The organism is Pseudomonas sp. 2hn, assembly GCF_019646095.1.
GTDB lineage: Bacteria > Pseudomonadota > Gammaproteobacteria > Pseudomonadales > Pseudomonadaceae > Aquipseudomonas > Aquipseudomonas peradeniyensis.
The window spans coordinates 1,383,084-1,396,708 of record NZ_CP081016.1 but is presented as its reverse complement, the minus strand read 5'-3'; the positions used below and the strand labels follow the sequence as shown (position 1 = coordinate 1,396,708).

General features: G+C 62.4%; 16 protein-coding genes and 1 tRNA gene. 6 read left to right on the top strand and 11 right to left on the bottom strand.

What is annotated here, in order from left to right:
• The first annotated feature begins 82 nt into the window (after window positions 1–82).
• Together K2O50_RS06540 and K2O50_RS06535 are read left to right on the top strand one after the other, a co-directional pair.
• Entirely contained in the window at window positions 83–319 is a 237-nt protein-coding gene (locus tag K2O50_RS06540) for a hypothetical protein (RefSeq protein WP_050704291.1), read from the top strand.
• Window positions 320–347: 28 nt separating this feature from the next.
• Window positions 348–638, top strand: a complete 291-nt coding sequence (locus tag K2O50_RS06535) for a DUF3077 domain-containing protein (protein ID WP_050704290.1) — start codon at window positions 348–350, stop codon at window positions 636–638.
• 56 nt (window positions 639–694) lie between these two features.
• Here the strand turns inward: K2O50_RS06535 and K2O50_RS06530 are convergent, their stop codons facing one another.
• Both K2O50_RS06530 and K2O50_RS06525 read right to left on the bottom strand, forming a co-directional pair.
• Window positions 695–937 (bottom strand): hypothetical protein, encoded by a 243-nt coding sequence (locus K2O50_RS06530; protein WP_050704289.1) that lies wholly within the window; start codon window positions 935–937, stop codon window positions 695–697.
• A gap of 11 nt (window positions 938–948) precedes the next feature.
• The gene (locus K2O50_RS06525; protein ID WP_050704288.1) at window positions 949–1,428 is read right to left on the bottom strand and encodes a hypothetical protein; all 480 of its coding nucleotides are present in this window, start codon (window positions 1,426–1,428) and stop codon (window positions 949–951) included.
• Between the two features lie 192 nt (window positions 1,429–1,620).
• Between K2O50_RS06525 and K2O50_RS06520 the strand changes: the two genes are divergently transcribed.
• On the top strand, window positions 1,621–2,484 hold the full coding sequence (locus tag K2O50_RS06520) for an RHS repeat-associated core domain-containing protein (protein ID WP_156329585.1): 864 nt from the start codon (window positions 1,621–1,623) through the stop codon (window positions 2,482–2,484).
• Between the two features lie 96 nt (window positions 2,485–2,580).
• Here the strand turns inward: K2O50_RS06520 and K2O50_RS06515 are convergent.
• The 5 genes from K2O50_RS06515 to dapA form a co-directional block, all read right to left on the bottom strand.
• A tRNA-Ser gene (locus K2O50_RS06515) sits at window positions 2,581–2,670 on the bottom strand.
• Window positions 2,671–2,761: 91 nt separating this feature from the next.
• On the bottom strand, window positions 2,762–3,472 hold the full coding sequence (purC, locus tag K2O50_RS06510; RefSeq protein ID WP_011535129.1) for a phosphoribosylaminoimidazolesuccinocarboxamide synthase: 711 nt from the start codon (window positions 3,470–3,472) through the stop codon (window positions 2,762–2,764).
• A 29-nt stretch (window positions 3,473–3,501) separates the two neighbouring features.
• Complete coding sequence (locus K2O50_RS06505; RefSeq protein WP_050704287.1) at window positions 3,502–4,260, bottom strand: MBL fold metallo-hydrolase; 759 nt, start codon at window positions 4,258–4,260, stop codon at window positions 3,502–3,504.
• Entirely contained in the window at window positions 4,261–5,376 is a 1,116-nt protein-coding gene (gene bamC / locus K2O50_RS06500; protein ID WP_046856746.1) for an outer membrane protein assembly factor BamC, read from the bottom strand.
• A gap of 17 nt (window positions 5,377–5,393) precedes the next feature.
• Entirely contained in the window at window positions 5,394–6,281 is an 888-nt protein-coding gene (gene dapA, locus K2O50_RS06495; protein WP_028692995.1) for a 4-hydroxy-tetrahydrodipicolinate synthase, read from the bottom strand.
• A gap of 260 nt (window positions 6,282–6,541) precedes the next feature.
• Between dapA and K2O50_RS06490 the strand changes: the two genes are divergently transcribed.
• Together K2O50_RS06490 and K2O50_RS06485 are read left to right on the top strand one after the other, a co-directional pair.
• Window positions 6,542–7,102 (top strand): glycine cleavage system protein R, encoded by a 561-nt coding sequence (locus tag K2O50_RS06490; protein WP_028692994.1) that lies wholly within the window; start codon window positions 6,542–6,544, stop codon window positions 7,100–7,102.
• Between the two features lie 10 nt (window positions 7,103–7,112).
• Window positions 7,113–7,586, top strand: a complete 474-nt coding sequence (locus tag K2O50_RS06485; RefSeq protein WP_050704286.1) for a peroxiredoxin — start codon at window positions 7,113–7,115, stop codon at window positions 7,584–7,586.
• A gap of 112 nt (window positions 7,587–7,698) precedes the next feature.
• Here the strand turns inward: K2O50_RS06485 and K2O50_RS06480 are convergent, their stop codons facing one another.
• The gene (locus K2O50_RS06480) at window positions 7,699–8,769 is read right to left on the bottom strand and encodes an AI-2E family transporter (RefSeq protein WP_050704285.1); all 1,071 of its coding nucleotides are present in this window, start codon (window positions 8,767–8,769) and stop codon (window positions 7,699–7,701) included.
• A 20-nt stretch (window positions 8,770–8,789) separates the two neighbouring features.
• Complete coding sequence (locus K2O50_RS06475) at window positions 8,790–9,029, bottom strand: sulfurtransferase TusA family protein (RefSeq protein ID WP_028692991.1); 240 nt, start codon at window positions 9,027–9,029, stop codon at window positions 8,790–8,792.
• 107 nt (window positions 9,030–9,136) lie between these two features.
• Here K2O50_RS06475 and K2O50_RS06470 point away from each other — a divergent pair, with 107 nt between their 5' ends.
• Complete coding sequence (locus tag K2O50_RS06470) at window positions 9,137–10,573, top strand: M48 family metalloprotease (RefSeq protein WP_050704284.1); 1,437 nt, start codon at window positions 9,137–9,139, stop codon at window positions 10,571–10,573.
• Window positions 10,574–10,715: 142 nt separating this feature from the next.
• Here the strand turns inward: K2O50_RS06470 and nadA are convergent, their stop codons facing one another.
• Together nadA and K2O50_RS06460 are read right to left on the bottom strand one after the other, a co-directional pair.
• Window positions 10,716–11,774: a quinolinate synthase NadA gene (gene nadA / locus K2O50_RS06465; RefSeq protein ID WP_050704283.1), complete on the bottom strand. Its 1,059-nt coding sequence runs from the start codon at window positions 11,772–11,774 to the stop codon at window positions 10,716–10,718.
• Between the two features lie 276 nt (window positions 11,775–12,050).
• Complete coding sequence (locus tag K2O50_RS06460) at window positions 12,051–13,562, bottom strand: YdgA family protein (RefSeq protein ID WP_220689979.1); 1,512 nt, start codon at window positions 13,560–13,562, stop codon at window positions 12,051–12,053.
• Between the last annotated feature and the right edge of the window lie 63 nt (window positions 13,563–13,625).

The following is a 13,625-nucleotide window of genomic DNA, read 5'->3' as shown; positions in this document are numbered from 1 at the left end:
TCGGTCTGTCAACCCACGTACCGCTGCCACCCCCTTGTTTGACAGCAAGCTTGTTGCAGCACCACCGACTCCGGAGATGCATATGCGCAAGATGGTTCCAGATCCGCCAAACAGCCTTGGCGACGCCCCACATCAGATTGAAGATTTGCTCGTTCAAGTTGCCGAGTATCTCGTCTGCGCCCTCACCGCCGCCCAGCACGCCGCAATGATCCACAGCAAGCCGCCGGGCCAGGTCATGGCCCTGACCGCCGTGCACGAAATCGACAGTGCACGCAGCTTGATCGAAATGGCCCTGAGCCGTGTACAGGCAAGGCATTGATCGCGCCCAGACAACAAGGAGAACAGGCATGACTCAAGACAAGCGCATCACCACCGTCGGCATCGGCAGCTTTGGCGAAAGCGGTGAAGTCGATAACGAAAACCCACTGTTCCAGGTCGTTGCGGGCCACCCCATGGACTATGCCCTGGAACAATCCACCAACTTGATAACCTGCGCCTACACCCTGAGCGATATCGCGCTGACTCAAGATCTGAAGAACGCACCTACATTGCTGGTAGCCGCGCACTACCTCACCGGCATGGCCAAAGCACTGTCGCAAGATGTCTCCCACGCAGTGACGAACAACTCCGCTGTTTGATACAAAAAGCCCCGTAGCAAGAACTACGGGGCTTTCGGGTAAAAACCTTTATCGCATCAACCAACTTGCTCGAATCGCCGCCGCCTCACAAACAGGCCCACACCCGCCCCCGTGGCAAGCACCGACAGCAATCCCAGGTCCAACCCGAACGAACGGGTCTGGCTCACAAGGATGCAACCGACGACACCAACCACCGCCAACGCCACCCCGAGCCACTTGCGCAGCGCGTAAGGCCTGAGGAACCGATCCAACAGGCCGTAAAGCACCAGGGCGATGACCGCATAGATAATTTCGGACACAGGCGTCTCCCTCAGGTCTTGATGATCAGGGTCGAGGTGGTGTGCTGCGGCCCGATGCCGCCATTGACCTGCGCCTCGATGCTGACCAATACATCGCCGGCATGGTAGGTGGGCAGGACGTCATTGGCATAGGCCCGCACCCCAGCGCCCACCGGCACGCCAACATAGGGCGATGCGACAGAACTCGCGGCGGCGGCGAACGCCGAGGCGGCAAGGTTGGCGACCTTGGTGCGCTGGGCATTGAGGGTATCGCCCTGCTGGCGGGTAAGCGGCTTGGAGATACCGATCTTCATCACGCAGGGCAGCCCCTTGGCCAGCATCCTGTCGTAGGTCTCGACGACCTTGCTGTTGACCTCGTAATGGGCGCTTCTCGCCTCACCGAAATGCAGCTCGCGCAGGCGTCCACGCTCACTGTCGGTCAGGGTGATCTGCGAGACGTTGAAGACGATCCCGTGGTTGCCCATGTATTGGAAAGTCCCTTCGAACTTCATTGCACGCATCCTTTCGAGGCAAAGGGTGCGATTGTGTACAACAAGCACCCAGAGTGCAAATCATGGCAAATAGCCGCCAGCCTGACGTACCGAAGGAATGCTACCTGTAATTTTTATCAGCTACACAGGAGGTTGATTCTGGACAAGAGTATTCAAGTTCCAAGGAGCCTTGTAATAAACGGAGAAACATCCATGCCACCCAGCAAAGCGATGAGCCAATCGCTGCCTGCATCGTCGGACACCACCATAACCCTGGCGCTGCTCAAGGTCGACTCACATGAATCTGTATTGCAGACAAGTCGATCAGCTAGCACACGGACCTACAACGCCTATGGCTACCATCACCCGGAAATACCGGCATCAGCGGTCTTGGCGTTCAACGGCAAACCCTTCGATCCGAAAATCGGGAACTACCTGCTGGGCAATGGTCACCGAGCGTTCAGCCCAGTTTTAATGCGTTTTCAAAGCCCAGACGCCTTCAGCCCCTTCAATGCCGGTGGCATCAATGCTTACGCCTATTGCTCAGGAGACCCGATAAACAGGATCGACCCAAGCGGAAACAACTGGTTGAGTAGAATGGTGAACAAATGGCAGCTTAAGAACATGCCTCCATTGACGGATGTAAAAGCAGGTAAGCTTGCCAGTGAACGAATGGAGCTAAATACCTACCTTGAAAGTAGACAAGCGCAAGTCAGCATTATCAAACACGCGGACTTTTTCAACGAGCCACACATCAACAACTCACTCCATAGCCATAAGTGGGTGCTCACCCAGGATAGGACGCTCATCGTCGGCAGCTACCACAATAGTCCGGAAGTCGAACCGTCACACTCAGCTTTTCTTGCCATTGCTGCTCAGGCGGGCTTGACACGGACCAACGTAGTCGCTGCAGGGATGCTGAAAAAAAAAGGCAACACGGTGCAACTAACAAATGTAAGCGGCCATTTTCTCCCAGCGGAAAGTACCCTAAAGCCTGCAGCAAACTTTATAAAAAATCTGAAGGGCTGGAAGGCTTCGAATCTAAAAGTCGAAGTTGTGAGACGTGATCTGAGTTAGCGACTGCAAAAACATTACCCAACTTTTTCCGGGCGAACCATAAACGACGAAGCCCCGAAAACTCAACGTTTTCGGGGGCTTCGACTACTTCGCGTATGGCGGAGAGATAGGGATTTGAACCCTAGGTACTGTTGCCAGTACAACGGATTTCGAATCCGTCCCGTTCGACCACTCCGGCATCTCTCCAATGGCGCGCATCATACCAGCGATTTCGTTTCTGGCAAACCTTTTTTGAAAAAAATTCGCGTGGTATCAGGCGCTTGCGTGAACGCGCCGCTTACAGCGGCACGCCCAGGCGTTTGGCAACTTCTTCGTAGGCTTCGATCACGTCGCCCAGGCCCTGACGGAAGCGGTCCTTGTCCATCTTCTTGCGGGTTTCTTTGTCCCACAGACGGCAGCCGTCCGGGCTGAATTCGTCGCCCAGGACGATCTGGCCGTGGAACACACCGAACTCCAGCTTGAAGTCGACCAGCAGCAGGCCTGCGTCGTCGAACAGCTTGCTCAGCACTTCGTTGACCTTCAGCGACAGCTTCTTCATCTCGACCAGTTGCTCGGCGGTGCCCCAGCCGAAGGCGACAACGTGGGATTCGTTGATGAAGGGGTCACCCTTCTCGTCGTTCTTCAGGAACAGCTCGAAGGTGGACGGCTCCAGCTTGATGCCCTCCTCCACGCCCAGGCGCTTGACCAGGCTGCCGGCGGCGTAGTTGCGCACCACGCACTCGACCGGGATCATGTCGAGCTTCTTCACCAGGCACTCGTTGTCGCCCAACAGCTTGTCGAACTGAGTCGGCACGCCGGCTTCTTCGAGCTTCTGCATGATGAAGGCATTGAACTTGTTGTTCACCATGCCCTTGCGGTCGAGTTGTTCGATGCGCTTGCCGTCGAACGCCGAGGTGTCGTTACGGAACAGCAGGATCAAGCGGTCGGCGTCGTCGGTCTTGTAAACCGATTTGGCCTTGCCGCGGTAGAGTTCGTCGCGTTTTTCCATGATGGGCTCCGCTTGCTTGAGTGGGTGGGCTAGGCGATTTGGCGCCAGTCGAGCCCATGATCCTGATTCGCCACCTGAAGCCAGTCCGGGTCGCACCCGAGGGCGTCGACGAAGCACTGGCGGGCCAGATGTGGCAGGTTGTTCTTGCTGCTGAGGTGGGCCAGCACCAGGTGCTGCAGGTTCTGCCAGCCCAACTCGGCCACCAGGCTCGCGGCCTGGTGGTTGTTCAAATGTCCCTGGCTGCCGCCGACCCGCAGCTTGAGAAAGTGCGGGTAATGCCCACGGGCCAGCAGGTCGCGGCAGTGGTTGGCCTCGATCAGCAAGGCATCGAGCCCCTGATAGCGCTCCAACAGCCGCGCGTCGTAACTGCCCAGGTCGGTGAGCATGCCGAAGCGCCGACGACCATCGCTGATCACGTACTGCAGCGGCTCATAGGCGTCATGCTCGACCCGTGCCGCGCTGACCTGCAGATCGCCGACCTGCAGCACATCGCCACAACCGAGAAAACCGGCCACCTCGACCGGCTTGCGCATGCCGCGCAACGTGCCCTGGCTGAGGTAGACCGGTACATTGTAGCGGCGCGAGAGCAACCCCACCCCATGCACGTGGTCGGCATGTTCGTGGGTCACCAGTACCGCGCTCAGCTGCGTGGCCGACACCCCGAGCAGCGCCAGGCGCCGCTCGGTCTCGCGCAGGGAAAACCCGCAATCGACCAGGATGAAAGTATCACCACTGGCGACGAGCGTGCCGTTTCCCTGGCTACCGCTTCCTAGAACCGCGAAGCGCACTTAGCCCAGGTGGTCCTGGATCGCGCTCAGCACGCGGCGGGCAACATCGGCCGGGGCCACGGTGTTGATGTTCTTCTCGACGGTCACCTGGACGTTGTCGCCGACCTTGCTCAGGCGAACCTGGTAGCGCTCGGCACGGGCTTCACGCTCTTCCTTGCTCGGCTCGCTGCCGAACAGGCGACTGAAGAAGCCAGGCTCCTTCTGCTTGTCGTCGGGCTTCTCGGACAGGTTGATGTAGTACAGGCCCAGGCTGCGGTTGATGTCCTCGACACGCCACTCGCCCTGCTCCAGGGCACGGCCGACGCCTGACCAGGCACGGTCCAGGTCCGAGCCCAGGAACAGCACCGGGTTGCCGCTGCCGTCCTCGCTCAGGCTGACCTGGCTCGGGGCATCGAAGTCGCGCGCGGCCAACAGCGAGACCGAACCGCCCTTCTCGGCGCTGCGGTTCATGCTGGCGAGCATTTCGTCGACCAGCAGGGCGTCGGTGCCGGTGTTGCTGGAGGCGGACGGGAAATCAGGTTCGGCGGTGCTGCCGGCCGGACGCTCGACGCTGACCACATACACCTCGGAGGTGTTGCGCTGCACGCCGGGCTCCATGCGCACCCGCACGCGGACTTCACTGTCCGGGCTGCTGGAGGTACTGGCCAAGCGCTGGCCGAGGGAAGCCGACAGCTCGTCGAAGCGCTGCCAGGTGGTGTTGAATTCACCGGTCTGCGGACGCTCTTCGGCAATGCGGAAACCGTTGTCTTCGAAGAACTGGCGGGTCACCGGCCAGACTTCGGCGGGCGAGCGCTGGGCCAGCACCCAACGGCTGTTGCCGCTGCGCTGCAGGCTGAAATCGCTGATGTCGGCGGTGGCCGACAGCGGCTGTGGACGGGGTACCTCGAACTCGCCGGTGGCGCGATCGTCGGCCACGTTGCGCGGGATCGGCAGCAGCGGATCCAGGCGCTTGACGTTGCTGGCGTCCGGCGGCAGCTGCATCGGCGCGGTCGGCTGCGCCTGCAGGTAGTCGCTGCCACGGTCGCGGAAATAGCCATCCTCGCCCCACAGCCAGCCGCACCCACTGGTGCTGGAAATGATCAGGGCGAGAGCGGAAAGACCAGCCAGTCGCTTCATGCGGTGTACTTCCTCGATTAAACCAGTACGCCGGACTGGCGCAAGGCAGTACGGACTTTTTCGTGACAACCTTCGCTCAGCCAGGTCAGCGGCAGGCGAATGCCCTGCTGCATCAGGCCCATTTCCACCAGCGCCCATTTCACCGGAATCGGGTTGGCTTCGCAGAACAGGTCTTTGTGCAGCGGCATGAGTTTTTCGTTGATCGCGCGGGCCTTCTCGGCATTGCCCTCAAGGGCGGCCTCGCACAGGTCGGCCATTTCGCGCGGGGCGACGTTGGCGGTGACGGAGATGTTGCCCTTGCCGCCCATCAGGATCAGCTCGACGGCGGTCGGATCGTCGCCGGACAGGACGATGAAGTCCTTGTCGACGCCATCCAGGATGGCCTTGGCACGGACCAGGTCGCCGGTGGCTTCCTTGATGCCGATGATGTTCTTGACCTTCGACAGGCGGATCACGGTGTCGGCCTGCATGTCGCAGGAGGTGCGGCCGGGCACGTTGTAGAGGATCTGCGGGATGTCGACGGCTTCGGCGATGTGCTTGAAGTGCTGGTACAGGCCTTCCTGGGTCGGCTTGTTGTAGTACGGGACCACCAGCAAGCAGGCGTCGGCGCCAGCATTCTTGGCGTTCTTGGTCAGGTGCACGGCTTCGGCAGTGGAGTTGGCACCGGTACCGGCGATCACCGGAATCCGCTTGTTGCTGTGCTTGACCCGCTCGACCACGTGCTTGATGACCAGGATGTGCTCTTCGACATCCAGCGTGGCGGACTCGCCGGTGGTGCCGACAGCTACGATCGCGTGGGTGCCGTTTTCCAGGTGGAAGTCTACAAGTTTGTCGAGGCTGTCCCAGTCCAGACGCCCTTGTGCATCCATGGGAGTGACCAATGCCACCATACTGCCCGCAATCATGTAACTGCTCCTGCCGGAAAAAGAGAGCGGTAATGGTACTGGCGCCATCGGCCTTGCACAAGCGAAGCAGGCGGGCGGAGCATTCCCCTTCGCGCCGCTTTTCGCTACCCTTGATCCTTTGATCGGTGCAGCACGGCCCGCCGGGCCGTCGACAGTGCTACCGGCCTGCGTCCACAGCCGCCAAAACCGGCCCGGGCCCTGCTGATGCAGGAGGCTTGCCCCCGTCCTGCACCGACCGCTCATCGCTTTAGGAATGCTGCATGTCCACCCCCACCGTTCGCGAACAATTCCTCGTCATCAGCGCCCTGGGCCCCAACCCCATGGAACTGGCCAACGTTCTCAGCCGCGCGGCCTTCGACAACCGCTGCGCGGTGGTCACCTCGCGCCTGTCGCGCCACGGCGAGACCAGCGCCCTGGTGCTGCAGGTCGGCGGCAGCTGGGATGCCCTGGCCCGCCTCGAAGCCACCCTGCCGGGCCTGGGCAAGAAGCACGGCCTGACCCTGGACGTGGTGCGCAGCGCCGACCAGGAAGTGCGTCCGCAGGCCCTGCCTTATGTAGCCTACGTCAGCGCCGCCTATCGCCCGGACATCATCAACGAGCTGTGCCAGTTCTTCCTCGACCACCGCGTCGAACTCGAAGCGATGACCTGCGACACCTACCTCGCGCCGCAAACTGGCAGCAGCATGCTCAACGCCCAGTTCACCGTGATCCTGCCGGCCGGCACCCAGATCAGCTGGCTGCGTGACCAGTTCCTCGACTTTGCCGACGCCCTGAACCTGGACGCGCTGATCGAACCGTGGCGCCCACAGAACCCCATGTAAGGAAGCTCCCATGGCCGTAGCACTCGACCAACCCGTCGCCGATTTCCAGGTCCAGGCCACCAGCGGCCAGACCGTCAGCCTTGCCGACCTGAAGGGCCAGCAGGTGGTGTTGTACTTCTATCCCAAGGACAGCACCCCGGGCTGCACCACCGAAGGCCAGGGCTTCCGCGACCAGCATGCAGCGTTCCAGGCCGCCAACACCGTGGTGTTCGGCGTGTCGCGCGATGGCATCAAGTCACACGAGAACTTCAAGGCCAAGCAGGCGCTTCCCTTCGAGCTGATCAGCGACAAGGACGAGGCGCTGTGCCAGCTGTTCGACGTGATCAAGCTGAAGAAGCTGTATGGCAAGGAATACATGGGTGTGGACCGCAGCACCTTCCTGATCGACAAGGACGGAGTGCTGCGCCAGGAATGGCGCGGGGTGAAGGTGCCGGGGCATGTGGATGCCGTGTTGGCGGCGGCGCAGAATCTCGATAAGGCTTGAGATCTTGAGGGCGCTTTGCGCCCTATCGCGGCACAAGGCCGCTCCTACAGGAATCGCGTTCCCCTGTAGGAGCGGCCTTGTGCCGCGATAGGGCTGCAAAGCAGCCCCAGATCTACAACATCGGCGCCACAGACTTGTCCTGCCGCGGCCAGGCATCCAGCACCGCCTTGAACAGCGTCGCCAGCGGGATCGCGAAGAAGATTCCCCAGAACCCCCACAGCCCGCCGAACAGCAGCACCGCGCAGATGATCGCCACCGGGTGCAGGCTCACTGCCTCGGAGAACAGCAGCGGCACCAGCACGTTGCCATCGAGCGCCTGGATGATCGCGTACACCGCCATCAGGTAGATGAACTGGTCGCCCCAGCCCCACTGGAACAGCGCGATCAGCGTCACCGGCACCGTCACCACCACCGCGCCGACATACGGCACCACCACCGACAGGCCCACCAGCAGCGCCAGCAAGGCGGCATAGTTGAGGCCCAGGCTGATGAACGCGATATAGGTGGCAATCCCGCAGATCAGGATCTCGATACCCTTGCCGCGAATGTAGTTGGCGATCTGCCGGTTCATCTCGTCGCCCACCCGGTTGAGCAGCGTACGCTCACGCGGCAGGTAGCCGCTGACCCAGCGCCCGATCAGCTCGCGGTCCTTGAGGAAGAAGAACACCAGGATCGGCACCAGCACCAGGTAGATCATCGCATTGACCAGCAACGGCAGGCTCGACAGCGAGAAGGTCAGCGCCCACTGGCCGAACTTGCCGATCTCGCCGCGCACCGATTCGATGGCGCGCAGCACCTGCTCGTCCGACACCAGGTGCGGATAGCGCTCGGGCAGCAGCAGCAACAGCGACTGCCACTTGCCGAGCATACCCGGCAGTTCGTTGAACAGGGTGATCAGCTGATGCCAGAGCAGCGGCACCAGCACCAGCATGAACACTGCCAGCGCGCCCATGAACAGGGCGAACACCAGCCAGACCGCCAGCCTGGACGGCACCTTCAAGCGCTCCAGGGCATTGACCAGGCCCTGCATGAGAAACGCCAGGACCATGCCCGCCAGCACTGGCGCGAGCATGCCGCCCAGGGTCAGCACCACGGTGAAGGCCAGGAACAGCAGGACCGCCAGCACCACTGCCTCCTCGTCGGAGAAGTAGCGCTGCATCCAGTCGCGAAGCACTTTGAACATTGACGATCCTTGGAAAAGACTCAGGCCTTGCGCAGCCAGTAGGTGTACACGCCGGCCTCGGCCGTTTCATGCAGCAGCGTATGACCGGCCAGCTGGGCGAAAGTGCGGAAGTCGCGCTGGGAACCGCCGTCGGTGGCGATCACCTTGAGCACCGCGCCACTGGCCAGGCGATTGAGTTCCATCTTGGCCTTGAGCAGCGGCAGCGGGCAGTTCAGCCCGCTGGCGTCGAGCTCGGCGTCGCTGGTCGGGGTGTCACTCATCGGGCGCGTCTCCGGGGTATGAACAGAAAGGTCTGGTAGGATACCGCCACTGGTCGGCATCGCGCGACCCGGCTACAGTAAGGCTTTTCATCGACGCGAGCTTCTGCATGAATCTACTGCGCCCCACCCTGTTGACGCTGGCCTGCCTGATGGCCCTTCCCGGCCACGCCGACGACCTGCCGTCACTGGGCGACGCCAGCTCCGCGATCGTCTCGCCGCAACAGGAACACCAGCTCGGTCGCGCCTGGCTGAGCCTGTTGCGCGGCCAGGTCAACCAGCTGAACGACCCGCAGCTCAAGGACTTCGTCGAAACCAGCGTGTACAAGCTGGCCGAGACCAGCCAACTGCAGGACCGGCGCCTGGAGTTCATCCTCATCGACAGTAAGGAACTCAACGCCTTCGCCGCGCCAGGCGGTATCGTCGGGGTCAACGGTGGCCTGTTCCTCAATGCGCAGACCGAAGGCGAGTACGCCTCGGTCCTGGCCCACGAACTGGCGCACTTGTCGCAGCGCCACTTCGCCCGTGGCGTCGAAGCCCAGCAGCGCATGCAACTGCCAATGATGGCCGCGCTGCTTGCAGGTATCGTCCTGGCCGCCGGCGGTGGTGGCGATGCCGGCATCGGTGTGATTGCCGGCACCCAGGCGGCGGCGATCCAGGAACAGCGACGCTTCTCCCGGCAGAACGAACAGGAAGCCGACCGTATCGGTATCCTGAATCTGGAAAAAGCCGGTTACGACCCACGCAACATGCCCAGCATGTTCGAACGCCTGGCGCGCCAATACCGCTATGACGCCAAGCCGCCGGAATTCCTCCTTACCCACCCGGTGACCGAGTCGCGGGTAGCCGATACCCGTAACCGTGCCGAGCAGGCGCCCAAGGGGGGCGTCGAGGACAGCCTGCGTTACCAGCTGATTCGTGCACGGGTACAGCTCACCTATGAAGGCACCCCGGGCCTGGCCGCCAAGCGCTTCCGCGCCCAACTAGACGAGAATCCACAAATGGACGCCGCGCGCTATGGCCTGGCGCTGGCGCAGATCAAGGGTGGCCAGCTCAACGAAGCACGGGAGAACCTCAAGCCACTACTGGCCAAGGCGCCCAACGACATTACCTACAACCTCGCGCAGATCGACCTGGACATCACCAACAACCGCCTGGCCGATGCCCAGCAACGCGCCCAGCGCATGCAGGCGCTGTACCCGGCCAACTATCCGTTGAAACAGGTGCGCGCCGACCTGCTGATCAAGCAGAACAAGCCGGCCGAGGCGGAGAAGGTGCTGGACGACCTGGTCAAGAACCGTCCGGACGACCCGGACGTGTGGTACGACGTCGCCGAAGTCCGCGGGCTGTCGGGCAACACCATCGGCCTGCACCGTGCCCGCGCCGAGTACTTTACCCTGGTCGGCGATTTCGACCAGGCGATCCAGCAGCTCGACTACGCCAAGCGCCGCTCGGGCAGCAACTTCCCGCTGGCCTCGCAGATCGACCAGCGCCAACGCGAGATCATGGAGCAGCAGCGGATGGTCAAGGAGATGATGGGGCGCTAGGCGTCAGAACCGATAACCCTGTAGGAGCGGCCTTGCGCCGCGAAAGGGCCGCAGAGCGGCCCCTGTTTTTTGCGTGACCCTGAACATCCTGGGGCCGCTCTGCGGCCCTTTCGCGGCGCAAGGCCGCTCCTACAAGGTGATGTCAGGCGTTGCCCGACAACTTCAACCGCGCCGCCTGGGTGAAATCGAGCATGCGGTTCAGCGGCTTGATCGCCTTGGGAATCAGCGCAGGCTCGACGAAGATCTCGTTGCTGCCCTTGCGCAGGCAGTCCAGCGTGCGCTCCAGGGTGTTCATCGCCATCCACGGGCAGTGCGCGCAGCTGCGGCAGGCCGCGCCGTTACCGGCGGTCGGCGCCTCGACGAACTCCTTGTCCGGGCACAGCTGCTGCATCTTGTAGAAGATGCCGCGGTCGGTGGCGACGATGAAGGTCTTGTTCGGCAGGGTCTGCGCTGCCTTGATCAGCTGGCTGGTGGAGCCCACCGCGTCGGCCAGTTCGATCACCGCTTCCGGCGACTCCGGATGGACCAGGATCGCCGCGTCCGGGTACAGCGCCTTCATGTCGGCCAGCTGGCGCGACTTGAACTCTTCGTGAACGATACAGGCACCGTCCCACAGCAGCATGTCGGCACCGGTCTGCTTCTGGATGTAGCGGCCCAGGTGCTGGTCAGGGCCCCAGATGATGGTTTCGCCGTTGTCCATCAGGCTTTCGACGATTTCCAGCGCGCAGCTGGAGGTCACCACCCAGTCGGCCCGGGCTTTCACCGCTGCGGAAGTGTTGGCGTAGACCACCACGGTGCGCTCGGGATGCTGGTCACAGAAATCCGAGAACTCCTTGACCGGGCAACCCAGGTCGAGGGAGCAGGTCGCCTCCAGGGTCGGCATCAGCACGCGCTTTTCCGGGGTGAGGATCTTCGCGGTTTCACCCATGAAGCGCACCCCCGCCACCACCACGGTCTCGGCGGGGTGATTCTTGCCGAAGCGCGCCATCTCCAGCGAGTCGGACACGCAGCCGCCGGTTTCCTCGGCCAGGGCCTGGATCACCGGATCGCAATAGTAGTGGGCCACCAGCACGGCGTTCTGCTTTTTCAGCTCGGCGGCGATGGCCGCACGGTATTCGGCCTCCTGCGCGGGCGTCAGCGGGTTGGGCTGCTTGGCATCGAGGTGGGCCTGGACCAACAGGCGTTCGGAAATCTGGGTCATGATCGCTGGACCTGCGGGGCGCTTGAGCGCGTCAGTCGAGTGTATCACCCGGCCCTGGCAGATCGGCTGATGGTGCCGGACGGCCAGCGTCTCGGCCCCTCTGCGGGCGCGGATTCTTATCGGACGCGAAGGCTACAGGCAATCGGAGGGATGCAAAAGAGGTTTTTACGTTGGCCGCCCCAATGCAGTCGCGAGGCCCGCTCCCACGAAGCCATCCAATTCATGGCGACTTCGTGGGAGCGGGCTTGCCCCGCGAAAGGGACCGCGAGCCAGCAATCAGCCCTGCGGCTGGAGTGCCGCCAGGTGGCCGCTGATCAGCATGGCGAACTCTTCGACGGTCATCTTCTTGCCGTTGAAGTCTACCATGCCGTCGGCGTATTGCAGGCTCGACACCACGTCGCTGCCCTGCACCGTGGCCATGCCGCTCTGCAGCGCCATCATGCCGACCATTTCACCGGCCTGGCTGGACTGCTGGGCGATGGCCTGGGCATCGGTCTCGCCCTCGAGCAGCGCCTGCAAGGTGGCCAGGTCGGCGACCATCGGCTTGGAAACGCTGAGCTTGGCCTTCAGTTGCGTCAGCAGCTGCTTGCCCAACTGGTCAGGCGGCAGGTCGAACGAGCTCGGGCTGGCAAAGTCCATCGCCAGGTTGAAGTGGCTTTCGCCATTGGCGGTCTTGAATGCCAGCTTCTCCACCGCCACCTGCGGCTTGGCCACCAGCAGCTTCTGCAGGTCGCCCTGGACCTTGGCCTGCTCCTCCGGGGTCATCTCCAGCGACGGCGCCTCGCCATCGGCGGCGGCCTGCTGCATCTGCGGCAACTGGGTCTGGTACCACTCCATCAATGCCTGCATGGCCGGAATGTCGATGGACTTCATGGTCAGGACCATTTCCGCGCTGCCCACCTTGCGGCCGGCATAGCTGATGTCGTCGACCTTGTATTCCAGGCGCCCGGCCAGCTTGTCCTTGTCCTCGCCCTCGGCGTTGTACAGGTTGTTCTGCTGCAGACCCTTGAGCACCAGCACTTCCTGCTTCGGCCCGAAGGTCACCTGGGTGTCGGCCAGGGCCAGATCGAGGTTGCCGACATAGACCATGTCGTGGGCGGTCTCAGTGAGCTTGCCACCGGCCTTGAAACCGTTGAGCAGGATCTTCACCGGCGCCTGCTGCTCGTCGACGAAGTTCAGCTCGAGGCGCTCGGCGCTGCTGTGGATCTCCACCACCTTGCCTTCGCGGTCGCCGCGCAGCTTGAGCTGCAGGCCGGAGAAGTCCAGGACATTGCCGCCGTCTTCCTTGAGCGTGACCGGTGCCAGGCGGATGTCGCTGTCGATGCTGCCGCCATAGCCGAGGCTGACCTGGGCGGTGACCGGCGCCTTGTCGCCGGCGGCGGTGAACCAGCCGCTGGTGAAGTCATCCTTGTCCAGCGCACTGTTGCTGGTGGCCATGACCGGCATCAGCTTAAGGGCCTTGACCCGCGACCACGGGAACGGGCCGTGCTCGATCTGGTCGGTCACGCCCACCTGGAAGTTCAGTGCCTCGGCTTCGCCGACCTGCACGTTCTCGGCCTTCAGGCGGTAGTGCGCGGTGCTGGTGAAGAAGTGCTGGTCCAGCGAGACCAGCTCGATGGTCATGCTGCCACCGTTGCCGGCCAGGGCTTTCTTCAGTTCTTCGTTGCCGCGGGCAACGGAGCGCTCCAGCTCCGCGGGCAACTGCTTGCCGGTGTACCAGGCGCCAGCGGTGGTTGCGACGGCGATGGCCACGGCCAGACCGGAAAGGATGCCTACTGATTTCTTCATGAATAGAACCGATTGCTGTCCATATAGGGCTGATAGGCCCCCTCGAATGGGGGTATGCAAGAT